Source organism: Pantoea hericii (assembly GCF_014155795.1).
Taxonomy (GTDB): domain Bacteria; phylum Pseudomonadota; class Gammaproteobacteria; order Enterobacterales; family Enterobacteriaceae; genus Pantoea; species Pantoea eucalypti.
The window spans coordinates 711,647-733,355 of sequence record NZ_SCKV01000001.1 but is presented as its reverse complement, the minus strand read 5'-3'; the positions used below and the strand labels follow the sequence as shown (position 1 = coordinate 733,355).

Here is a 21,709-nt window from a genome sequence, read left to right as displayed (position 1 = left end):
ATTGAGGAATTTTTTAAAACGAATATTCAGTACTTCTCAATAAAACCATTTATTCCGAGCTCCTTAAAATCATAAAATCAGGTTAATTCTTATTGACATATTGAAAATGCTAATGAATGTGTCATTATGTCACTGAGGCGATGATTTTTTACACGTATTTTTTTGTAAACTATTGATAATTAACAAAGATGAGGGATTATGAAATACGGTTTGCCATCCAACTGTGGCTTGAACGATGCAACATTCAGCCCGCTGTTTTACAGAGAAAATGATGACGTATGCTTAACCGACGTGCAATATGAGAGCCTTGATCAAGGGATAGCGCAGGGTAAAAGCTTACTTGTAGTTTCTCCTACTTCCACTGGTAAAACATTAGTGGGAACGATTGCCTTAACTAAAGGTATAAAAGAAGGTCATAATGCGGTTTTCTTAGTTACTCATAGAGCATTAGCAAGACAAAAGTTTGAAGATTTTAAAAATCAATTATTAAAAGAGTTTCTAGATAATGATCCCAGCGCATTGATTCTGGCAACAGGAGACGTTATCGAGGATGCTTCAGGCAACGCCGTTCCTTCCCCACTAAATGCAAAGCTTATGGTGGCAACTTATGAAAAATATTTAGGTATACTTTCGGCTTCTGGTGTTCCTAAGAGTATGAAATCTACAGTTTTTGTGTGTGACGAAATTCAATTAATAGGTGATGAGAACCGGGGGCAACAAGTTGAAATACTACTAACTCTAATAAAGCGTGCTGGCTGGGCTCAATTAGTCGGCTTGTCAGCAGTGTTGGATCATCGTGACGCACTCAAATTGTCAGAATGGCTAGAAATTGGATTGATATATACAAGTGTTAGAGAAAAACATTTGATATATGAATGCTTTGCGCATGATGGGGAAGTTTACAATTGCAGCACAAAATTACCTGAACAGATAAACTCATATAGAGTGAAGCAACAAGTTGTTGGTATAGCAAAAAATATAAAAAACTATCTAGAGAAAAATAGAGAGTTAACGCCGATTATAGTTTTTTGCATGACAAAAAAAGATACGTATACTCTCGCTCAGGCTCTAATTAATGAATATAAAACGCCCTTAAACTCTCAAATCGGTTTTGACTTCGATGGCATTCCTGAAACTATGGCAAATAGTTTGTTGAAAGAATTCTTTCAGTATCGAGTTGCCTGTCATAGTGCAGATCTGATAGATGATGAAAGAGAAATAATCGAAAGAAAAATTCAAGATAATCAAATAGATGTTGTTTTTGCAACCTCAACTCTCGCAGCTGGAGTAAATTTCCCTTTGGGCACTGCATTTTTTGCTTCGTGGCAAAGATGGAACAGTGAAATGAGGAAATATGTTCCGATTAGTACTTCCGAATTCCATAATATGGCAGGGCGAGTTGGTAGGATGGGAACAGAGCATTCCGAAGGAAATATTATTTTCTTTGCGAACAATAATACTGAACGAGCTGCGGCCCTTAAGTATCTAAAATTTAGTGATATGCCGCCTCTCAAAAACCGAATAGAGCCTAAAGATTTTAATAGATTGATCTTGCAATTAGTTGCATCAGGTCTTTCAAGTAATGTTATTGATTTAAAGGACATTGTTTTTAATACCCTTAGTGGAATTGTTGAGCAAGACACAAACTTAAAAAACTTTAACAAGTGGGATGGTGAACTCGATAATTCCTTTGAGATGTTAACTAATGAAGGACTTTTGATTAGAACAGAAACAGGAGATCTACAAGCAACTGCCTTTGGAAAGGCAGTATCTTTGGCTGGTTTTAAACCAGAATCGGGCGTAAATCTTCTCAAGTTTTTTGCTAATAATTCTGAGTGGTTCTCTAAATGTGTTTTGGGAATAGAGGAAAACGAGAATTATAAAAAATTAATTCTCTCAATCTGTTACGCATGCTTCTCATGCCCTGAGTTTGTTGAATACCAAGGTAAAAAGTCTCCTAGATACCTACCTTATATGCTCGATAAAGCAGTTTTGTTAGATCCTTCCAAATTTAATATTCCTCTTTATGAGAATGTATGGATAAGGAACTTACCATCAATGAATTCTGCAAAATTAGCTTATGATTGGATTGAGGGAGAGCAATTACGTAACCTTGAAGCTTCTTTTGACGCTCTGACGGCTGGTATGCTAAACGATTTATATAGAAATTTAGCCTGGTTACTCAAAGGGATTTCGGCTGTGATCATGTCCTGCGCTGATACACGAGTTACTTCTGAATTACGGCCCGTATTTCTAAACGATGAAATGGTTAATAACCTCCGACTACTTCCTAGATTTATTAGCCGTTTGGCATTTCGGGTCACTACTGGACTAAATGATAAGGCGCTATGGTTAACCGCGCTCAATAAGATCTATCCTGAGAGAGGTTTCAAACTAACCCGGATAGAAATGCTAAATATATCTTCAAGCGAATATTTTAAACCAGAATATCTCGCTCAAGGAGAACAAGAGGCTGAGGATTTTAGACTTGAGTTATTTAGAAATATTAAGCCAACTCCTCACAAAAAAGCCAACTGGTTAAGAGATGCAGCAAAGGTTTGGAAGACAAATCAAAGAGCTGTTGCAGCTGAGCGTCATATTCTTAAATCTAAAAAATTAGGTTTCGAAAGACAGTTTAAAAGATATTATGAAGCTCGCGGAACTGAATACGAAGAAGCTTTTGAGGAATTATTAGTGCTGGCGCAAGTGAATTATATCAAACTCGATGATGGTAAAAAAACAGGCGCGCCTGACTACTTGTTAAGTTTTAAAGATTCGCCAGATTTAGTTGTTGAGCTTAAAACTAAATTAGGAGAAAATCTTGTTGATTTTAATGGAGCCACTGACGTTTTGAGAGCTTCTGAACTATATGGTTATAGGGATAATTTTTGCGTCACCTTATGCCACCCTGGTGTAGACCCAAGTGTATTAACTGTAATTGAGGTATGTGAAAGACTTTCTGTTGTTGAAGGACACGATTTAGGTGAAGCGTTTTTGAGATTACTTTCAGGCAACATTACCCAAGAACAGATCTGGCAGTGGTTAAGTATTCCTGGTGCTGCTTCGGCTGAAGATCTCCCAATGAAAGAATATAGTTTCAGCTAAAAAAAACGTGCTTCGCTTTAATCTTTCGAAGCCAGGCTTCGGAAGCAAGGGGAACTCTTCGAAGAAAGCAAAGCGCTTCGGAGAGTTAGTCCTTGCTTATAATTAAAATTAATTTCACAAGTTATAAATAAGAGGTTTGTATGATCGAGAGTTATGCTGTTTTCGAGGGGGGGGGTGCTAAAGGAGCTGCATTTGCTGGGGCATTAAAAGCTGCAGAAGAAGCTAATATTCGTTTTGTGGGGTTTGGTGGGGCCTCTGCGGGAGCTATGGTGGCATTCCTTTCATCATTAGGAATGAAAGCTGACGAAATATTTACTGCAATGAAGGAAAGAAACTTTTTAAGTTTGCTTGACGAAAAACAACAAAAAAATACGGATGCTGTAAAGCTATTCTTTAACAAGCTTGATTCAATAAATAGAAATATCAAAGCTGCCGAATTGAGATTACAGCGAAAAGAAATTTTGAAAGATGGTGTTGACTTATATCTAAAGAATATAACTAACCTTTATACGTTAAAAGATAAAAGACTTTTATTATTTTTGTCACCAATTACAATTTTTAATTTTATCCGGTGTGCGAATGTTTTGTCTAAAAACAAGGGCTTTCACAGAAAACAGAATATTATTGAGTTTTTAACATATTATAGTGAAATTAAATTGCCTGTGGGATTGATTAAGCGGACAGGTAATAATAAATCTCTGTCGTATGAAGATTTTTATAAATTTAATAAAGTTGATTTGCGCGTAATTGCCACCGATGTAAAAACAGGGAGTGTAGTTGAGTTTAGTTGGGAGAAAACACCGGAAACTTGTATTTTTGAGTCAATTGCAGCTTCTTGTTCCTATCCTATTTTCTTCAGGCCTAGCTATATTGACGACCAAGTATTAGTAGACGGTGGTGTGTCATGTAATCTACCCACTTTTCTTTTCAATGGTTCTAGATTTAAAAATTTACCAGTCTATGCATTTGATTTAAGATCGGAAATAACCCCTAAGAAAAAAAGTGATCAGTATAGTTTTTTTAAATATTTAGGAGATCTCGTTCATTCAGCTGTAGATGCAAGTAATAATATTATTTCTGATGTGGTAGGCGGGATAGCAGTACCAGTTTCAGTACCTGAAAAATATGATACTTTGAACTTCAATCTAACAAATAAAGATATGGAGATAATTTTTAACTCTGGCTATGGAAGCGCAAAAAAATTCTTAGCTGAGCATCATCTTACAAAAGGGCAATCAAATGCTTATACGCCTTATGATGAAGCTAAAAACCTTTGTGGTGATTTTGATTACCTGCTATCAATGATTCGACAGCAACTAGAATCAAAATTGAGTAATTGCAGCATTAAAGCTTGGTTATATGTGAGTATTGACTCTAAAACTTCGGATATTTTGTCTGTTTCAAATAGTAGCAATAATGGTATTAAAATAAAAAATCATACATATCCACTTTCGCCATTAAATGTTAATAAAATTGATTGTGTAACTTCTTGGTTGAATGAAGATACTATTTGGATTTATAATGCTAAAAAAAATGTCACACGCTTTTGCTTTCCTATCAAAAGATTTAATAATTTAGATAGAAATTACAATGAGTTGGTTAAATGCAATGGAAATCAAGTGATTGCATTGTTGTGTATTGATATAAATATGTTTTATCAAAACTGCCCATTGCTTTATCGATGGAATTATGTTATGAGTAGTACGCCGCATTCTTACGCCATAAACAGTACTTATCTTGATGTAATTAATGCGTATGCTTTGACAATAAGGAGTGTACTTATAGGTCAAAGAACATTATTTCATGAAGCGAAAGTCTTAGATAAGAAGAGGTGAGTTATGAAAAAACAAATTAAAACACAAGTTAGTTCAAATAGTTCTTACAATAACACTTATAAAGCAACATATGATAATTTTTATACTAAAGATGGTGTAAGGGCTTTTGAGAAAGGATTGAATGAGTTAAAGGTAAAAAGAGAAGAAAACGCTAAACCTGACAATCAAATCAAAATTGTCTTAAATTTAACTCGTTAATTTATCGATCAATTATTTTGAAAATTGTAAAAAAAGATCAGTAATAAGTATTTTCGCTTATCTACACTTTTCACTAGAGAAAATGGATGCCATGAAAGGTATCCTTTTCTCATTTTAGCAAAAATTATTCTCGCAACTTTATGATTCTTAAGGGAGTATTTATTTTTCTTATGCTGCCTCAGCAAAGTAAAAGACTTTAATGGAACCTGCTAACAGATTAAATATCTACCCACCACGCCATCATATTTCTTCGTTGTTCCAGATATTGAGAGCAATTGTATGCTGTCCTGACTTCATTAGTATCAATGTGTGCCAGTGCTGCTTCAATCACGTCAGGCTGAAAACCCTTCTCATTGAGAACAGTTGAAGCTATTGATCTCATACCATGCGCAACAAGGATGTCTTTAAAGACCAAGCGCTTTAGCGCCATGTTAGCCGTCTTGCTGTTCATAGGTTCAAGCGGATTACGGTATCCGGTAAAAACCTATAACCATTGTTTGATAATAAGCTTCATAACTTTTAATACCGCAAGTGCCTGTTTAGAGAAAGGAACAATATGCATACATTTCATTTTCATACGTCCAGCAGGAATGCGCCACTCCCCTGTCTCAAAATTTATCTCGTCCCACCTGGCCATTGCGGCTTTAGCTGGTCTTAACTTAGTTAACAACTGCCATTCAACAAGGCAAAGCGTATGTCTACCAGTATTTATGCAGCTATAGCTTTATACTTTTGATTTTGAACATAATCACCCCACCACTGCATTAGTGCCGTTCGTTCGGCTAAATACTCAGCGCGGTTGTATGCTGCTACGATCTCGTCCTTCTTTGAGTGAGCAAGTGCAGATTCGAGAACTTCAATTCTGAACTTGCCGGATTCCTCTGCTGCTGTCCTTGCTATTGAGCGCATACCGTGGGCTACAAGCTCACCTCCGAATCCCATTCGAATGATAGCGGCATTGGCTGTCTGCTCATGCATATGGCTTAGAGGGGCCTTTATACTTGGGAAAATCCATTCTCTGTGCCCACTCACTGGTTTCATTGCTTCGAGAATTCGCAAGGCTTCTCTACTTAATGGAACTTTGTGGATTTTTCTCATTTTCATGAAATCTGCCGGAATGGTCCAAATGCCATTGGTTGTATCAATGTCAGACCACCTCGCTTTAACGGCTTCACCTGGGCGAACCCATGTTAATAATTGCCATTCAATCAGCAGCCGTGTCTCCAGTCGAACGGAAGCATTGTTTAATGCAGCCATAAAGCGGGGTAATTCTGAAGGAGGTAGTGCTGGCATATTTTGCTTTTTGGGTTTCCTAAAGCGCTGTGCAAGGTTATCAGCAGGATTGAATTCAATAAGTTCCTCAGTTGCTGCCCACCGGAAAATTTCGTTTAGTCGCGAAATTATGCGCCTTAATGTTTCAAGGACCCCACGCTGTTCGATTGGGTCAAGCTGTTGCTTTAAGAGTTTGGGGCGAATCTCTTTTATCGGAACATTACCCAAGCCAGGGAAGACGTTACGTTCAAGGCTACGCCAGATATCTGCTGCATGATCTTCTGAAATTCCTGACGTTCTTTTCTTCTCTTCCAACCACTTTTTTGCAACTACCTGCAATGTGTTTTCAGTGGCCGCTTTTAGTGCATTCGCTTTATCGGCCTTATGGGTTTGCGGATCAATCTGCTGAGCGAGTAGGGCGAGGTACTGATCTCTGAGAGAGCGAGCTTGCGCGAGGGTAAGGTGAGGGTAAGTTCCCAAACTCATTTTCGTTCGTTTCTTAGTCACGGGAACCGCATACCTTAGGTACCAGTTTTTCTTGCCACCTTTCACGATTGGCGATATGCGCAAAAACAAGCCGTCACCATCGAAGAGGTTTACTTCCTTCTCGCCAGGCTTAGTACTTTTGATTTGAGTATCATTGAGTTTAGTGACGATTTTCGGCATGTTTGGACCCTCAGATTTTGGACCCATGGGCGTTGGGTCCTAAACAGGGTGTCATATGGCGTGGATTCTAGCAACTCTCGGTGGATTACTATGGACACAAAAAAGCCCGCAAGGCTTGTGCCGTGCGGGCTTTCAGGACTTCAGCGGACAATTCTGGTATCGCCGCGAAAGAATTTTGGTGGAGCTGGCGGGAGTTGAACCCGCGTCCGAAATTACTACACCGTCGGCACTACATGCTTAGTCAGTTTTTACATTCGCCGGTTAGCTGCGAACAGACACGCCACTAACAGACTATCCTGATTGGATTTAACGCTTCAACCCCAGGCAAGGCATCCACGCGATCTCTTTTGGGTTTGACTTCTCTTGATCCCCGTCTTAAGAGCGGAAGCTAGGGAGAGAAGGCTAAAAGCAGGTTATTAAGCTGCTAAAGCGTAGTTTTTGTCGTTTGCGACTATTTTTTTGCGGCTTTTTACGAGGCAAACCGCCCCTCGGCATGCTCCTAAGGCTTCACAATCCCGTCGAGTCCAGAATCAGCCCCAGAACTTCAAATACTAGCAACAAAACAAATCAAAATCCAGCGCTTAACGCTTTGAATTCTTCATGATACGTGCTTTATCCAGTTTCCATTCACGGTCTTTGATATCGTCGCGCTTGTCGTGCTCTTTCTTACCGCGTGCAACACCAATCTTCAGTTTGCACCAGGCGTTCTTCCAGTACAGCGACAGCGCCACGATGGTGTAGCCTTCGCGGTTAACGCGGCCATACAGTGAATCAAGTTCACGTTGCTTCAACAGCAGCTTACGGCTGCGTGTCGGGTCACAGACCACATGGCTGGAGGCAACGGCTAAGGGTTGAAAGGTTGAACCGAACAGAAAGGCTTCGCCATCGCGCAACAGAATATAGCTGTCGCTGATGTTGGCTTTACCGGCACGAAGTGACTTAACTTCCCATCCTTGTAACGACAATCCCGCTTCATACTCCTCTTCAATGAAGTACTCGTGGCGGGCGCGTTTGTTCATGGCAACAGTGGCAGAACCGGGTTTGTGTGCTTTTTTCTTTGTCATAGTGCGGCGTATTTTACATCACTTAGTCGGTTATCGCATCCCCAGTCCAGCGGGGCGGCAGGAAACGGGATATTCTAGCACACCCTCACTCGGGGACATTTTTGTTTAATCGCTGAAAATGCTATTATTCAGCGGTTTTGTGATGAACAGGAACCATTATGGCTCAGATTAGTCGTTCGGCGCTGGTCCCGTTTAGTGCCGGGCAGATGTACCAACTTGTAAATGATGTGGATGCCTATCCGCAATTCCTGCCGGGTTGCACCGGAAGCCGCGTGCTGGATGCGTCTGAGAATCAGATGACGGCGTCCGTGGATGTGTCGAAAGCGGGCATCAGCAAAACGTTTACCACCCGCAATACCCTGACGGATAACCAGAGCATCCATATGCAACTGGTTGATGGTCCGTTCCGCAAGCTGACTGGCGGCTGGAAGTTCGTCTCGCTGGGCGATGACGCTTGCAAGGTTGAGTTAAGCCTGGAGTTCGAATTCACCAACATGCTGGTAGAGATGGCCTTTGGACGGATCTTCAAAGAGCTGGCCAATAGCATGGTGCAGGCTTTCACACAGCGCGCCAAAGAGGTTTACCGTGCCTGATATCTCCGTCGAGGTGGTCTATGCCTTGCCTGAAAAGCAGTATCAGCTCTATGTGAAAGTGGAGCAGGGCAGCACGGTTGAACAGGCCATCCTCAAATCAGGACTACTTGAACTGCGTCGGGAGATTGACCTCGCCAGTAACAAGGTCGGCATCTATAGTCGTCCGGTGAAGCTGGATGATGTGGTGAATGAGGGCGATCGTATCGAAGTCTATCGTCCGCTGATTGCCGATCCTAAAGAGTTACGCCGGCAGCGCGCAGAACGTGCGGCAGAAAGCAAAAAATAAGCCCTTATCCCATCAGATACAGCGGATACCCGGCATAAAAAAAGGCGCTCAGTGCGCCTTTTTGCTGTCTGTTGTTTCTGACAATCTTACGGACAATCAGTCGTTGTTCTGTGACAGATTCTGCTTGTTGTCGATATTAGTCAGAACGCCATTACCATCAAAGGTCAGCGTCAGCGTCTGCTGTTTTACGCCCTCATGACCTGGTTCCTGACGGAAAACGTAATACCAGACGTTGCTGCCAAACGGATCTTTCATCATCGGCGTACCGAGCGTGTAAGCCACCTGCTGCTGTGTCATACCGGTATGAATCTTGGCCACATCGTTGGCAACCAGATAGTTCCCCTGGTTGATATCAGGACGATAGACCACGCGCTCTAAGGTGGAACATCCGGCGGTCATCATCAACATTACTACTGCCGCGGCAGTCAGCGTTTTACAGCGCATCTATACATTCCTTTTCCGGGGCCAAACGCCTTTTAAAGGCGGCTTTCTTGCCATCAAAATCTGAACTCTGCCTGCGGCAGGCTTTATTACTCTGGCGACATAAGTGCCGATGATAATAAACCTTTTCGCTGTTGGAAACCTCTACAGAGCAAGCATATGACCACGGAGGGTTAAAAAAGTGCGCTGCTATGCGGCTAAAAGTTCTTTTGCGTTGGCCAGGGTATTGCGTGTGACCTCGCTGCCGCCCAGCAGTCGCGCCAGTTCCTGCAGACGCGCCTGCTTGTCCAGTGGCTGCATATGGGTTTCAGTCATTGCGCCATCGGTCTCTTTGCTGACGTAGAAGTGCTGATGACCACAACCGGCCACCTGCGGCAGGTGAGTCACACACATCACCTGGGTCGATTCACCCAACTGACGCAGCAGTTTACCGACCACGGCAGCGGTCGGGCCGCTGATGCCGACATCCACTTCATCGAAAATCATCGCCGGTGTTTCCATTTTCTTCGCGGTAATCACCTGAATTGCCAGCGCGATACGCGACAGTTCACCACCCGAAGCCACTTTGCCCAGAGGCTGCAGTGGCTGGCCTGGGTTAGTGGTGACCTGGAAATCGACGCGGCTCGCGCCGTCTGCCGTGAGCTGATCCGGATTAAAGGTCAGCGCGATCTTGAACTGGCCGTGCGGCATAGAGAGCAGATGCATACTCTGGGTGATCAACTGCTGCAGTTCGTCAGCAAAGTGGCTGCGCTGCTGATGCAGTTGCTCTGCGCTTTTCAGCGCAGCCTGATAATGTTCACCCACCAGTGACTGCAGGCTCTCCTGATCGCTTTCATGCTGTGAGAGCAGCTCCGCTTCTGCCAGCAATTGCTGATGCAGTTCGGGCAGGCCTTCCGGCGTGACGTGATGCTTACGGGCCAGCGCGATCTGGCGTGAAATACGCTTTTCCAGCTCATACAGGCGGTTAGGGTCCATATCCAGGCTGTCACAGTAGTGACGCAGCTCATCGCTGGCTTCGGTCAGCTGAATCGCGGCTTCTTCCAGCAGGTTGTGCACGCCGTTCAGCTTCTCATCCAGCGAAGTCAGTTCAGAAATCATCTCACGCGCCGTATAGAGCAGGCTGTTGAGATTCGTGTCATCGCTGTCTGCTAACAGCTGCAGTGCCTGCTGGCTGGTCGACAGCAGTTGTCCGCTGTTAGCCAGACGCTTGTACTCTTCATCGATCTGCTCATATTCACCCGGCTGCGGCGCGAAGTCGTTCAGCTCTTTCAGCTGATACTGCAACAGCTCGCGACGTGATTCGCGTTCCTGCGCCTGCTGCTGATGCAGCGCCAGGGTGCGACAGCTCTGATTCCAGGTCTGATAGCTGGCGCGCATTTGCTGCAGCAGATCGTCGTGACCGGCATAGGCATCCAGCAGATGTTTCTGATGATCAGGTTTAAGCAGAAGCTGATGGGCATGCTGACCGTGGATCTGAATCAGCAACTGGCCGAGGTCGCGCAGCTGAGAGAGCGGCACGGCTGTGCCATTGATAAAGCCACGGGAACGTCCGTCAGCGCTGATTACCCGGCGCAGCAGGCACTCGTTGCCCTCATCCAGATGATTATCGACCAGCCAGCGCTGGGCAGAAGGGGAGGACTTAAGCTGGAAGCGGGCACAGAGGTCAGCCCGGCTGGCTCCCTGACGCACCATGTCAGCATCAGCACGACCGCCCAGACACAATCCCAGCGCATCAATGGCGATAGACTTGCCGGCACCGGTCTCACCCGTGATAGCTGTCATGCCGCGTTGGAAATCAATGTCGAGCTCACGAACGATAGCGAAATTACTGATGGTCAGTTGGGCCAGCATAGGTTCACCTGTATGAATAAACACATATGGTTTTTCATACAGTATAAACTGGTTTTTTATCCAGTAAAGAGGCGAGGCCGGTTTTCAGAACAATTTTTTTGACCAGCCCAGTTTCGAACTCAGCGTATTGAAATAGCTGTAGTTTTTAGGATGGATCAAATCAAGATGACCGGCACTGCGGCGAATCAGTACATCCTCGCCCTCCTGGATGGGCAGCGCAATCTGGCTGTCACAGCTGATCTCCAGGTCACTGCGACGTGAAGAAAAGCGTAAACGGATGGTACTGCTGCTGTTGATCACCAGTGGCCGCGCGGAAAGCGTATGCGGGAACATCGGCACCAGCACAATCGCCTCCAGTGACGGCGTCAGAATAGGGCCGCCCGCCGAGAGTGAGTAGGCTGTAGAGCCGGTGGGCGTTGAGATAATCAGCCCGTCTGAGCGTTGGGAAAAGGCGAACACTTCATCAATGTAAACTTCAAATTCGATCATGTGTGCCACTTTGCCAGGGTGCAGCACCACTTCATTGATGGCAGAGCCGATACGGGGCGAGCAGTCAGATTTGCACACCTGCGCTTCCAGCAGAAAGCGGCTCTCGACGAAATAGTTGCCCTGCAGCACCTCATCCAGCTGTTGCTGTGCGTTATCCGGATCGAGGTCAGTGAGAAAACCGAGATTACCGCGGTTAATGCCGATCACTTTGATGTCATAACGCGCCAGCACCCGCGCTGCGCCCAGCATATTGCCGTCACCACCCACCACGACGGCTAAATCAGCCTGCTGACCAATCTCCGCCAGCGTGCCCGTCTGTACGTCGTGAAGCGACAGCTCCTGGGCAATCTGCTTCTCAACGATCACCTGATAACCTTTGGCCGTCAGCCAGCGCCAGAGCATCTCATGCGTGGTTAACGCAGTAGGATGGCGCGGATGACCCACAATCCCAATGCAGTTAAAGTGTTTGTTCATCTGGTCGGTGTTCCTTATAAGCCAAAACGGCAAGGCAATGTGATAGGTTCCCTTGAATCCGTCATACCAATCCCCATAATAAGCCAACCAGCGAAATGAATGTGCAAAACGCGGAGAAATTCATGAGTAGTAAAGAACAGAACACCCCAAACGAGCAAGTCTCAGACGAAATTCAGCAGGATCAGCAGCAACCTCAGGAAGCGGAGACAGCAGCAGAGGTGGATCCGCGTGATGAGCGTATTGCTCAGCTCGAAGCTGAATTAGCGCAGTCGCAAACCGGTGTGCGCGATGCCCAGCTGCGTGCGCAGGCTGAAGTTGAGAACATTCGTCGTCGTGCCGAAATGGACGTTGAGAAGGCGCATAAATTTGCGCTGGAGAAGTTTGCCAACGAACTGCTGCCAGTCATCGACAGCCTGGAACGTGCGCTGGAAGTGGCAAACAAAGAAGACCCGCAGCTGGCATCCATGATCGAAGGGATTGAGCTGACCCTGAAAGGCCTGCTGGGTGCCGTGCGTAAATTCGGTGTTGAAGTGGTAGGCGAAACGGGCGTGCCATTTAACCCGGAAGTGCATCAGGCAATGTCGATGATGGAGTCTGAAGAGTTTGAGCCTAACCATGTCATGCTGGTGATGCAGCGTGGCTATACGCTGAATGGTCGCCTGCTGCGTCCGGCGATGGTGGCGGTTTCTAAAGCTAAAAGCTGATTCAACGCCTGAATCCTGTCACACGGCCGCGCACTGACGCGGCCGTGTGCTTTCTGGCGTTAATCCGGTAAGACCGGCGTCCAGTCCACCGGTTTTTTACCGGCTGCGCTCAGCAGTTCATTGGTGGTCGAAAAGTGTTTGCTGCCGAAAAAGCCACGATGCGCGGAAAGCGGCGAGGGATGCGGTGCCTGCAACACATGATGGCGCTTGCGATCAATAATGCTACCTTTCTTCTGGGCATGCGAACCCCACAGTAAAAAAATCACCCCTTCACAGTGCTGGTTAATCGCCGCAATCACATTATCCGTAAAGGTCTCCCAGCCGAATCGTGCGTGAGAATGGGCTTTACCCGCTTCAACCGTTAACACTGTGTTGAGTAACATCACGCCCTGTTTAGCCCAGCTCTCAAGAAAGCCGTGGTTGGGCTTTTCAAAGCCGGGAATATCCTGTACCAGCTCTTTATAGATATTCTGCAGTGAGGGCGGCACCTGAACGCCGGGCAGCACCGAAAAAGCCAGTCCATGCGCCTGATTCGGCCCGTGATAGGGATCCTGACCCAGGATCACAACGTTGACGTCGCCCAGTTCTGTCAGGCGAAAGGCGTTAAACACATCTTTCTGCGGCGGATAGACTGTTACACCCTCGGCGCGCCGATCGGCGACCTGCTTCAGCGTCTCAATAAAATAGGGTTTCTCTTTCTCTTCAGCCAGCACGTCGTGCCAGGTCAGCTTTTCAGCCATGTTCAACTCCCTTAACGTTAGTGCCGTAAGCTTAGCTGTTCCTGCTGTCGACCTGAAGGCAAAAATAATTTGAATAATACAAATTATTTTTTAATGGCAGCGGGTTTGAGATCAACGGGTTAGCGTTAAAGCCGCCTGAATGCCTGATTCGTATTGATACAGGTCAAAGAGGCCGGGAATAAAGAGTGCTATACCGGGGCCTCAAATTTGATGTATTCACGTTTTATTCGGGAGACGCAATCATGATCACGGGTATCCAGATCACGCAATCAAACAACTCACAGTTACTGAACTCATTCTGGCTGCTGGACGAAGAGAAAGCCCAGGCGCGTTGCCTGTGTGCAAAAGCGGGCTATGAAGAAGACCAGGTTGTCGCGCTCAGCGAACTGGGCGAATTTGCCTGGCGTGAAGTGCCGGTTGAAATTAAACCTCAGGTGCGGGTTGAAGGTGGACAGCATCTGAACGTCAACGTTCTGCGTCGTGAAACACTGGAAGATGCGGTTAAACATCCTGAGAACTATCCGCAGCTGACCATTCGTGTTTCCGGCTATGCCGTGCGTTTTAACTCACTGACACCAGAGCAGCAGCGCGACGTCATCACCCGTACCTTTACTGAAAGTCTTTAAGCAGTCTGATTAATCAGGTGATGAAAATAAGCGCAAAGCGCACACAGCAATCTTTAGCTTAATTATTAACGAGATAAGAAATTTAACGTCCGGCATTGTTATGCTCGCGCCTTAAAGAAAACGCGCTGGCATGAAAAACAGTGTGAAAAGGTTATTACTGATTATCAGATAAAAAAAATCGCCTCAATTGAGGCGATTTTTTTATGACGGCGATGATTTATTCCGCATTCTCGTTAGCTGGCGTACTGCCGCTTGCCTTGCGGCGTTTGCCGACATTTTTGGCATCACGATGACGGTTTTTCACCCGCGGTTTTTCAGTTTCGCTGGCTTTCTTCTCTGCACGTTTGGCCAGTACCTTTTTCGACGGTTTTCCCGTGGTTTTGGCACTTGGCGCACGCGTTTCCGGACGCAGCTCATCAATCACACGCGCTTTGATAGGCTCGTTAACATAGCGGGTGATTTTGCCCAGCAGGACGAAATCGTGCGCTTCAACCAGTGAGATGGCGATGCCTTTACGGCCCGCACGACCGGTACGCCCAATGCGGTGCAGGTAAGTATCTGCGGTGCGCGGCATGTCATAGTTAAAGACGTGACTGACATCCTCAACATCAATGCCACGTGCCGCGATATCGGTAGCAACCAGCACGTTAACGCGTCCTTCGCTCAGGCGCTTAATCGCTTCGTTACGTTTCGCCTGCACCATTTCGCCTTCAAGATAGCTGCTGCGAATCCCCGCTTCGTGCAGCCAGCTCACCAGCTCATGCAGACGCTCACGCTTACGCACGAACACGATGCAGCGCGTCACATCCGGCTGTTTCAGCAGGTGAATCAGTAATTTTGTCTTGTGCTGCAGATCATCAGCGCGGTAGTACCACTGCTGAATTTTTTTGCGCTCACGACGGCTCGGGTCCGCTTCCAGCTCTACCGGATCGTTCAGCAGACGCTCGGCGAAGTCGCGAATGTTGTCGCCTTCCAGCGTGGCGGAAAAGAGCATGGTCTGCTTACGCCAGCGCGTTTCAGCCGCGATGGTTTCGATATCCTGGGCAAAGCCCATATCAAGCATGCGGTCCGCTTCATCCAGTACCAGGGTTTCTACGGCGCGACAGTCAAAGTTCTCTTCTTTGATGTACTGCAGCAGTCGGCCGGTGGTGGCGACGACAATATCCTGGTTTTCGCTGAACACTTCGGCATGGTTCATGTAAGCCACGCCGCCCGTGATCGTGGCGATATCCAGATGGGTATGTTTCGCCAGTTCACGCGCATGATCTGCAACCTGCATCGCCAGTTCGCGTGTTGGGGTCACAATCAGGATGCGGGGTGGTCCGGATTTCTTGCGCGGAAAATCAAGCAGGTGCTGCAACGCCGGTAACAGATACGCGGCGGTTTTCCCGGTCCCTGTAGGTGCCGAACCCAGAACGTCACGACCCTCCAGTGCGGGCGGAATTGCAGCAGCCTGGATCACTGTTGGGCGCGTAAAGCCTTTTTCCTGCAACGCTTGTAGCAGGCTTTCGTCGAGTTCGAGTTCGGAAAATGTGGTTACTGTCATGGTCTACCTCAGTTTGGGGCGCTGATTATAGACAGATCAGACTGAATCTTCATCTGTTAATCCGTTTCGGCTGCGCCTGGGGGTGTCTGTCGCGTGAATTCCCTCTGTCGTCACGTTACACTCATGCGCTGCCGTACGGCAGGAAAAAACGATGGTAGTGACGAATGATGCAGGATAAGCCGCGTGAACGGCCACAGTTAAACAAGAACGGTTTTACCTTTAAACAATTTTTTGTCGCACACGATCGCTGTGCGATGAAAGTGGGCACCGATGCCATTCTGCTCGGGTCCTGGGCGCCCGTTGCCGGTGTCAGGCGCATTCTGGATATTGGCAGCGGCAGCGGGCTTATCGCGCTGATGCTGGCACAGCGCACGCCGTCGCCGGTTGAAATCGATGCGGTTGAGTTAGAACCGGAAGCCGCAGGGCAGGCGCAGGAGAATGTGCAGCAGTCGCCGTGGCCCGAACGTATTCGGGTGCATCAGCAGGATATCGCCGGCTGGGCTGAGCAGTGTGATAAACGTTACTCGCTTATCGTCAGCAATCCCCCGTATTTCGCGCCGGGCGTGGCCTGCTCTACCGCGGCGCGGGACAGCGCACGCTCGACGGCTTCGCTCGACCATCAGACGCTCTTACGCAGTGCCGCGTTACTGATTGAAGAGGAGGGGATGTTCTGTGTCGTGCTGCCCTCGGCTTCCGGCCAGGCGTTTATCGATCTGGCTAAGGCGGATGGCTGGCATCTGCGTTTCCGGCTGGACGTGGCGGAATATGCCCATCGTCCACCACATCGCGTTGTGCTGGCTTTTTCACCGCAGGCCGGTGAAACGTTACTGGAGCGTCTGGCCATCCGCGCGCCGGACACCCGCTATTCCGATGAGTGGTGCAGCCTGACGCGGGAGTTTTACCTCTTCATGTAGCCCGGTGGTGTCAGAATGGTCGGCAGCGCCTCTGGCAGTAAATCCGGGTAGTCGCGGATAAAGTGCAGGCCACGGCTCTCTTTCCGCTCCAGCGCGCAGCGTACCATCAGGTCAGCGACCTGCACCAGGTTGCGCAGCTCCAGCAGATTATTGGAGAGGCGGAAATGGCGATAATATTCATCGATCTCCTGCTGAAGCAGGTTAATGCGGCGCAACGCCCGTTCCAGACGCCGGGTCGTGCGAACAATACCGACATAATCCCACATAAATAGCCTCAGCTCGTGCCAGTTATGCTGGATTACCACGCGCTCATCAGCGTCATCGACCTGGCTTTCATCCCATGCAGGCAATGCAGTAACGGCTTCAATGGCGGGCAGCGTTTTGATCAGCGCTTCTGCCGCGGACCAGCCATAAACCAGACACTCCAGCAGTGAATTCGAAGCCATGCGATTAGCGCCGTGCAGGCCGGTGTAACTCACCTCACCGATGGCATAGAGCCCATTGACGTCAGTCTGACCATGCTGATCGACCATGACACCGCCACAGGTGTAATGGGCGGCAGGCACAATCGGGATGGGCTCTTTGGTCAGGTCAAAGCCAAACGTCAGCAACTTCTCATAGATCATCGGGAAGTGCGCGCGAACAAATTCTTCAGGCTGGTGGCTGATATCCAGATACATACAGTCGACACCCAGCCGCTTCATTTCATGATCGATGGCCCGTGCGACGATATCGCGCGGAGCCAGTTCGGCACGCTCATCAAAATCGGGCATGAAACGACTGCCATCGGGACGCAGCAGCCAGGCACCTTCACCGCGTAATGCTTCGGTTAACAGGAAATTCTGCGCCTGCGGATGAAACAGGCAGGTTGGGTGGAACTGGTTAAATTCCAGATTGGCGACCCGACAGCCCGCGCGCCACGCCATGGCGATGCCATCACCGGAGGCGATATCGGGGTTGGTGGTGTATTGATAGACTTTGGCGGCACCGCCAGTGGCGACCACAACGGCTCGTGCCCGACAGGTTTCGACCCGCTCGCGATTGCGGTTCCAGATCCACGCACCGACCACCCGGCGTGTGCCCGGCAGGCCGATTTTATCTGAGAGAATCAGGTCGACCGCATTGGTACGTTCGAGAATCCGGATGTTGGGGTGGCTGAGCGCCTGACTTACCAGCGTGGTTTCAACCGCGTGACCGGTGGCGTCAGCGCTGTGCAGGATGCGACGATGACTGTGGCCGCCTTCGCGCGTCAGGTGATAGCGCATATCGCCCGCTGCCTGCGGGTCGAGATCAAACGCGACGCCGTTGTCGATCAGCCACTGTACGCAATGCCGCGCATTACTGGCAATAAACGAGACCGCATCACGGTCGCATAAACCTGCGCCAGCAATCAGCGTATCTTCGATGTGCGACTCAATGCTATCCGTCTCATCAAACACCGCAGCAATACCGCCCTGGGCATAGAGCGTTGAACCCTCATTCACCTGCGCTTTACTGAGTACGGTCACCTGACAATGCTTCGCCAGCCTTAACGCCAGCGACAGACCGGCGGCACCGCTGCCAACAATTAATACATCGCACTCATAATCCGGGGCCACATTCATCATAATGTTTAATTTACTAAACAAGAATACGTCTGAGCATAAGCGCAATAGGGGTTTCTGTGAAGTATTTTAAACACCAGCTCACGCTATTCGGCAGTGAATTTCCCAAAGTTACCTATAATCAGTAAGTTAAAAACGGGCTGCTAACGAGGTGGTTTTTTATAGCAAACTTATTAAACCTAAAGGATTTAATGATGAAAAAGCTCTTGTCATAGGTTACTCTGCCTGCGATTTACGCGCCTGACACTGAACGAAAACGAACAACCTGTGTAATGGCTATTGGCGTGTTAAATATCAGGGCGAGAAGTGAACTTCGCACCACATCACAACTCTAAGCGCATGCTTGCTCAGAACATGAGATGTGCTGGCAGTTACTTTTGCATATGAAAAATTTGGGGAGACATTACCTCGGATGAGCGAGCAGTTAACGGATCAGGTCCTTGTCGAGCGGGTACAGAAGGGAGATCAAAAATCGTTCAACTTACTGGTAATTCGTTACCAGCATAAAGTGGCGAGTCTGGTTTCACGCTATGTTCCCTCGGGCGACGTCCCTGATGTAGTACAGGAATCGTTTATTAAAGCGTATCGCGCACTGGACTCATTCCGGGGCGATAGCGCGTTTTATACCTGGCTGTACCGCATTGCGGTTAACACAGCGAAAAATTACCTGGTTGCTCAGGGGCGACGTCCGCCATCCAGCGATGTGGATGCGATTGACGCAGAAAATTTCGAAAGTGCGGGTGCATTAAAAGAAATTTCGAACCCTGAGAACTTAATGTTGTCTGACGAATTGAAACAAATTGTCTTTCGTACCATCGAGGCGCTACCTGAGGACTTGCGTATGGCAATCACCCTCAGGGAACTGGACGGTCTGAGTTATGAAGAGATCGCCGTCATTATGGATTGCCCGGTAGGCACTGTTCGATCACGTATCTTTCGTGCGCGAGAGGCCATTGATAACAAAGTTCAACCGCTTATCCAACGTTAGTGATAACGGCTACTGGAAGGGTACATAGGCATGCAGAAAGAAAAACTTTCCGCTTTAATGGATGGTGAGACCTTAGATAACGAGCTGTTTTCCGCCTTGTCTAAGGACGCAGAATTACAGAAAAGCTGGGCGAGCTATCATCTCATCCGCGATACAATGCGCGGTGATACAGGCGATGTCCTGCATTTCGATATCTCTGCGCGCGTCGCTGCTGCCATCGAAAAAGAACCTAAACGTTCGGTCACTACGCTGATCCCTGAAGCTCAGCCAGAACCTTCCCGCTGGGAAAAAATGCCGTTCTGGAAAAAAGCGCGTCCATGGGCTGCGCAACTGACTCAGGTGGGGGTGGCTGCCTGTGTTTCACTGGCCGTGATCGTGGGTGTTCAGCACTACAATCAGCCGGCAGGCAGTGCCACGCAGACCTCTGACTCTCCGGTATTCAATACCATGCCGATGATGGGGAAAGCCTCGCCGGTGAGCCTGGGTGTGCCGTCAGATGCGTTTGATACTAACAGCTCAAATCAGCAGGTTCAGGACCAGCGCCGTCGCGTAAATGCGATGCTGCAGGACTATGAACTGCAACGTCGCCTGCATGCTGACCAGCTGCAGATTGAAACCAATGCGCCAAAACAGGCGCAGGTTGATGTTCCCGGAAACCAATCATTAGGACAGCAGCAGCAGTAATGAAGCCGCTTTGGTATGCTGTTAGCCTGCTGACAGGCAGTCTGTTATGGTCATCTGCCGCCCCGGCGCAAACTACCGCGTCCGGGGCGTTATTGCAGCAGATGGAGCAGGCAAGTCAGAATCTCAACTACGAATTCGCCTATATCAACGTCTCGCGCATCGGCATTGAATCGCTGCGTTATCGTCACGCTGTAATCGATAACCGGATATTCGCGCAGTTGTTACAGATGGACGGGCCTCGCCGGGAAGTTATCCAGCGTGGCAACGATATCAGCTACTTCGAACCCGGCCTCGATCCCTTTTCGCTTCCCGGTAATCATATTATCGATGCCTTGCCCTCGGTAATTTTTGCTGACTTCACCAAACTTGCCTCAGCCTACGATTTTATTACCGTAGGGCGCTCCCGCATTGCCGATCAAATGTGTGATGTACTGCGTATCGTTTCCCGTGACGGCACCCGTTACAGCTATGTGGTCTGGCTGGATGTGGACACCAAACTGCCGCTGCGAATCGACCTGCTTGATCGTGATGGCGAAACGCTGGAGCAGTTCCGCGTGATCAGCTTTGCGGTGGATGAAGGGGTACGAAATCTGATGCAGGGACTCGAGAAAGCGAATCTGCCTCCGTCGCTATCCGTGCCGAAAGGGGATGCGGTTACGCTTACCTGGCAACCTGGCTGGATACCTGCCGGCATGTCCCTGGTGTCGCAGAATCGCCGTACACTGCCGGGGCTGAACAAAAATATGGAGTCGAAGCTCTACAGCGATGGGCTGTTTAGTTTCGCCATCAACGTGACGCCAGCCGATAAAACCAGTCTGACGCAGACATTGCGCACGGGACGTCGTACGGTCCAGACCGTTGTGCGCAATAATAACGAAATTGCAGTGATTGGCGAATTGCCGCCCTCCACCGCAAAACGTATTGCGGACAGTATTGACCTGGGGTCACAAAAATGATGAGAGAATGGGCCACCGTAGTGGCATGGCAGGATGGCATCGCCACACTGCATACCGAAGCAAAAACGTCCTGCAACAGTTGCCAGGCGCGTAAAGGTTGTGGCAGTCATATGCTGAATAAACTCGGTCCAAAAAACGCCCATGTGATGCAAATCGCCAGCAGTAAGCCGCTGCAACCTGGACAACGCATCGAACTCGGCATCAAAGAGAGCAGCCTGCTTGGTTCAGCACTGCTGGTCTATATGACACCGCTGTCTGGTCTTTTCCTGGTGGCTGGGCTGTTTCAGGCGCTGTTTAACAGCGATCTGGCTGCGGCCTGCGGTGCGCTGCTGGGTGGCATCGGCGGTTTTATTGTTGCTAAAGGTGTTTCAATGAAATTTGGCGACCGTGAAGCTTTTCAGCCGGTCATTCTGAGCATTGCCTTGCCTCCTGATGCGCTGCGTGTTGAAAGCGAAGCGTAACGTACGTCCAGGCCGCGCATCTCGCGGCCTTTGTCCATTCTGCTTTGCGCAGATATCTGTTTCGCTTCCACCACGTTCCATTCTTTTATGCGCGGCGTTAACAGTGTAATATGCGTCGTCATTAATGAGGCTGACAGGATTGTGGGTAAAGAGCGATCTTCCTGAATGTGTCTGTGCTCAGGTTTTCAACTGAATTTTAAGCGAAGATATCC

General features: G+C 48.1%; 20 protein-coding genes, 1 other RNA gene and 1 pseudogene. 12 read left to right on the top strand and 10 right to left on the bottom strand.

The window, feature by feature from the left end:
• Positions 1 to 198 precede the first annotated feature (198 nt).
• From H7K52_RS03335 to H7K52_RS03325, 3 genes are all read left to right on the top strand, one after another.
• The gene (locus tag H7K52_RS03335; protein WP_182629678.1) at positions 199 to 3,105 is read left to right on the top strand and encodes a DEAD/DEAH box helicase; all 2,907 of its coding nucleotides are present in this window, start codon (positions 199 to 201) and stop codon (positions 3,103 to 3,105) included.
• Between the two features lie 140 nt (positions 3,106 to 3,245).
• A complete protein-coding gene (locus H7K52_RS03330; RefSeq protein ID WP_182629677.1) occupies positions 3,246 to 4,940 on the top strand; it encodes a patatin-like phospholipase family protein in 1,695 nt (564 codons plus the stop codon).
• A gap of 3 nt (positions 4,941 to 4,943) precedes the next feature.
• Positions 4,944 to 5,138 (top strand): hypothetical protein, encoded by a 195-nt coding sequence (locus H7K52_RS03325; protein WP_182629676.1) that lies wholly within the window; start codon positions 4,944 to 4,946, stop codon positions 5,136 to 5,138.
• A 217-nt stretch (positions 5,139 to 5,355) separates the two neighbouring features.
• Here H7K52_RS03325 and H7K52_RS03320 read toward each other — a convergent pair.
• From H7K52_RS03320 to smpB, 4 genes and pseudogenes are all read right to left on the bottom strand, one after another.
• A pseudogene (locus H7K52_RS03320) lies at positions 5,356 to 5,841 on the bottom strand (tyrosine-type recombinase/integrase); the annotation flags it as partial.
• Positions 5,842 to 5,846: 5 nt separating this feature from the next.
• Positions 5,847 to 7,076 carry a phage integrase central domain-containing protein gene (locus tag H7K52_RS03315; protein ID WP_182629675.1) on the bottom strand — a complete coding sequence of 410 codons (1,230 nt, stop codon included), beginning with the start codon at positions 7,074 to 7,076 and terminating at the stop codon, positions 5,847 to 5,849.
• Positions 7,077 to 7,252: 176 nt separating this feature from the next.
• Positions 7,253 to 7,614: a transfer-messenger RNA gene (ssrA, locus tag H7K52_RS03310) on the bottom strand.
• Positions 7,615 to 7,657: 43 nt separating this feature from the next.
• Positions 7,658 to 8,140 carry an SsrA-binding protein SmpB gene (smpB, locus tag H7K52_RS03305; protein ID WP_003848573.1) on the bottom strand — a complete coding sequence of 161 codons (483 nt, stop codon included), beginning with the start codon at positions 8,138 to 8,140 and terminating at the stop codon, positions 7,658 to 7,660.
• Between the two features lie 158 nt (positions 8,141 to 8,298).
• On the opposite strand from smpB, the gene H7K52_RS03300 reads away from it, so the two are divergent.
• Both H7K52_RS03300 and H7K52_RS03295 read left to right on the top strand, forming a co-directional pair.
• Positions 8,299 to 8,733: a type II toxin-antitoxin system RatA family toxin gene (locus tag H7K52_RS03300; RefSeq protein WP_008926724.1), complete on the top strand. Its 435-nt coding sequence runs from the start codon at positions 8,299 to 8,301 to the stop codon at positions 8,731 to 8,733.
• The gene (locus tag H7K52_RS03295) at positions 8,726 to 9,019 is read left to right on the top strand and encodes an RnfH family protein (RefSeq protein WP_003848574.1); all 294 of its coding nucleotides are present in this window, start codon (positions 8,726 to 8,728) and stop codon (positions 9,017 to 9,019) included. The genes H7K52_RS03300 and H7K52_RS03295 overlap by 8 nt, the downstream gene beginning before the upstream one ends.
• A 96-nt stretch (positions 9,020 to 9,115) precedes the next feature.
• Here H7K52_RS03295 and bamE read toward each other — a convergent pair whose 3' ends face one another.
• The 3 genes from bamE to nadK form a co-directional block, all read right to left on the bottom strand.
• Complete coding sequence (gene bamE, locus H7K52_RS03290; RefSeq protein ID WP_003848578.1) at positions 9,116 to 9,463, bottom strand: outer membrane protein assembly factor BamE; 348 nt, start codon at positions 9,461 to 9,463, stop codon at positions 9,116 to 9,118.
• A 186-nt stretch (positions 9,464 to 9,649) separates the two neighbouring features.
• On the bottom strand, positions 9,650 to 11,311 hold the full coding sequence (gene recN, locus H7K52_RS03285) for a DNA repair protein RecN (protein WP_182629674.1): 1,662 nt from the start codon (positions 11,309 to 11,311) through the stop codon (positions 9,650 to 9,652).
• Between the two features lie 84 nt (positions 11,312 to 11,395).
• Positions 11,396 to 12,274, bottom strand: a complete 879-nt coding sequence (nadK, locus tag H7K52_RS03280) for an NAD(+) kinase (protein WP_003848582.1) — start codon at positions 12,272 to 12,274, stop codon at positions 11,396 to 11,398.
• A 122-nt stretch (positions 12,275 to 12,396) separates the two neighbouring features.
• On the opposite strand from nadK, the gene grpE reads away from it, so the two are divergent.
• Positions 12,397 to 12,978 carry a nucleotide exchange factor GrpE gene (grpE, locus tag H7K52_RS03275; protein ID WP_003848585.1) on the top strand — a complete coding sequence of 194 codons (582 nt, stop codon included), beginning with the start codon at positions 12,397 to 12,399 and terminating at the stop codon, positions 12,976 to 12,978.
• A gap of 59 nt (positions 12,979 to 13,037) precedes the next feature.
• Here the strand turns inward: grpE and ung are convergent, their stop codons facing one another.
• A complete protein-coding gene (gene ung, locus H7K52_RS03270; RefSeq protein ID WP_105098901.1) occupies positions 13,038 to 13,718 on the bottom strand; it encodes a uracil-DNA glycosylase in 681 nt (226 codons plus the stop codon).
• A 242-nt stretch (positions 13,719 to 13,960) separates the two neighbouring features.
• On the opposite strand from ung, the gene grcA reads away from it, so the two are divergent.
• The gene (gene grcA, locus H7K52_RS03265; protein ID WP_008926720.1) at positions 13,961 to 14,344 is read left to right on the top strand and encodes an autonomous glycyl radical cofactor GrcA; all 384 of its coding nucleotides are present in this window, start codon (positions 13,961 to 13,963) and stop codon (positions 14,342 to 14,344) included.
• A 217-nt stretch (positions 14,345 to 14,561) separates the two neighbouring features.
• Here the strand turns inward: grcA and srmB are convergent, their stop codons facing one another.
• A complete protein-coding gene (gene srmB, locus H7K52_RS03260; protein WP_003848590.1) occupies positions 14,562 to 15,890 on the bottom strand; it encodes an ATP-dependent RNA helicase SrmB in 1,329 nt (442 codons plus the stop codon).
• A 164-nt stretch (positions 15,891 to 16,054) separates the two neighbouring features.
• On the opposite strand from srmB, the gene trmN reads away from it, so the two are divergent.
• On the top strand, positions 16,055 to 16,804 hold the full coding sequence (gene trmN, locus H7K52_RS03255) for a tRNA(1)(Val) (adenine(37)-N(6))-methyltransferase TrmN (RefSeq protein ID WP_008926719.1): 750 nt from the start codon (positions 16,055 to 16,057) through the stop codon (positions 16,802 to 16,804).
• Here trmN and nadB read toward each other — a convergent pair.
• Positions 16,789 to 18,408 (bottom strand): L-aspartate oxidase, encoded by a 1,620-nt coding sequence (gene nadB / locus H7K52_RS03250; RefSeq protein WP_182629705.1) that lies wholly within the window; start codon positions 18,406 to 18,408, stop codon positions 16,789 to 16,791. The two genes, trmN and nadB, sit on opposite strands and share 16 nt — an antisense overlap.
• Before the next feature lie 412 nt (positions 18,409 to 18,820).
• On the opposite strand from nadB, the gene rpoE reads away from it, so the two are divergent.
• Genes rpoE through rseC form a run of 4 tightly spaced genes read left to right on the top strand, consistent with a single transcriptional unit; the run spans position 18,821 to position 21,497 of the window.
• Complete coding sequence (rpoE, locus tag H7K52_RS03245) at positions 18,821 to 19,396, top strand: RNA polymerase sigma factor RpoE (RefSeq protein ID WP_003848595.1); 576 nt, start codon at positions 18,821 to 18,823, stop codon at positions 19,394 to 19,396.
• A 30-nt stretch (positions 19,397 to 19,426) separates the two neighbouring features.
• The gene (rseA, locus tag H7K52_RS03240; protein WP_003848597.1) at positions 19,427 to 20,080 is read left to right on the top strand and encodes an anti-sigma-E factor RseA; all 654 of its coding nucleotides are present in this window, start codon (positions 19,427 to 19,429) and stop codon (positions 20,078 to 20,080) included.
• Positions 20,080 to 21,036: a sigma-E factor regulatory protein RseB gene (gene rseB, locus H7K52_RS03235; RefSeq protein ID WP_003848599.1), complete on the top strand. Its 957-nt coding sequence runs from the start codon at positions 20,080 to 20,082 to the stop codon at positions 21,034 to 21,036. Before rseA ends, rseB begins: the two co-directional genes overlap by 1 nt.
• Complete coding sequence (rseC, locus tag H7K52_RS03230) at positions 21,033 to 21,497, top strand: SoxR-reducing system protein RseC (protein ID WP_008926717.1); 465 nt, start codon at positions 21,033 to 21,035, stop codon at positions 21,495 to 21,497. Before rseB ends, rseC begins: the two co-directional genes overlap by 4 nt.
• The last annotated feature ends 212 nt before the right edge of the window (positions 21,498 to 21,709 follow it).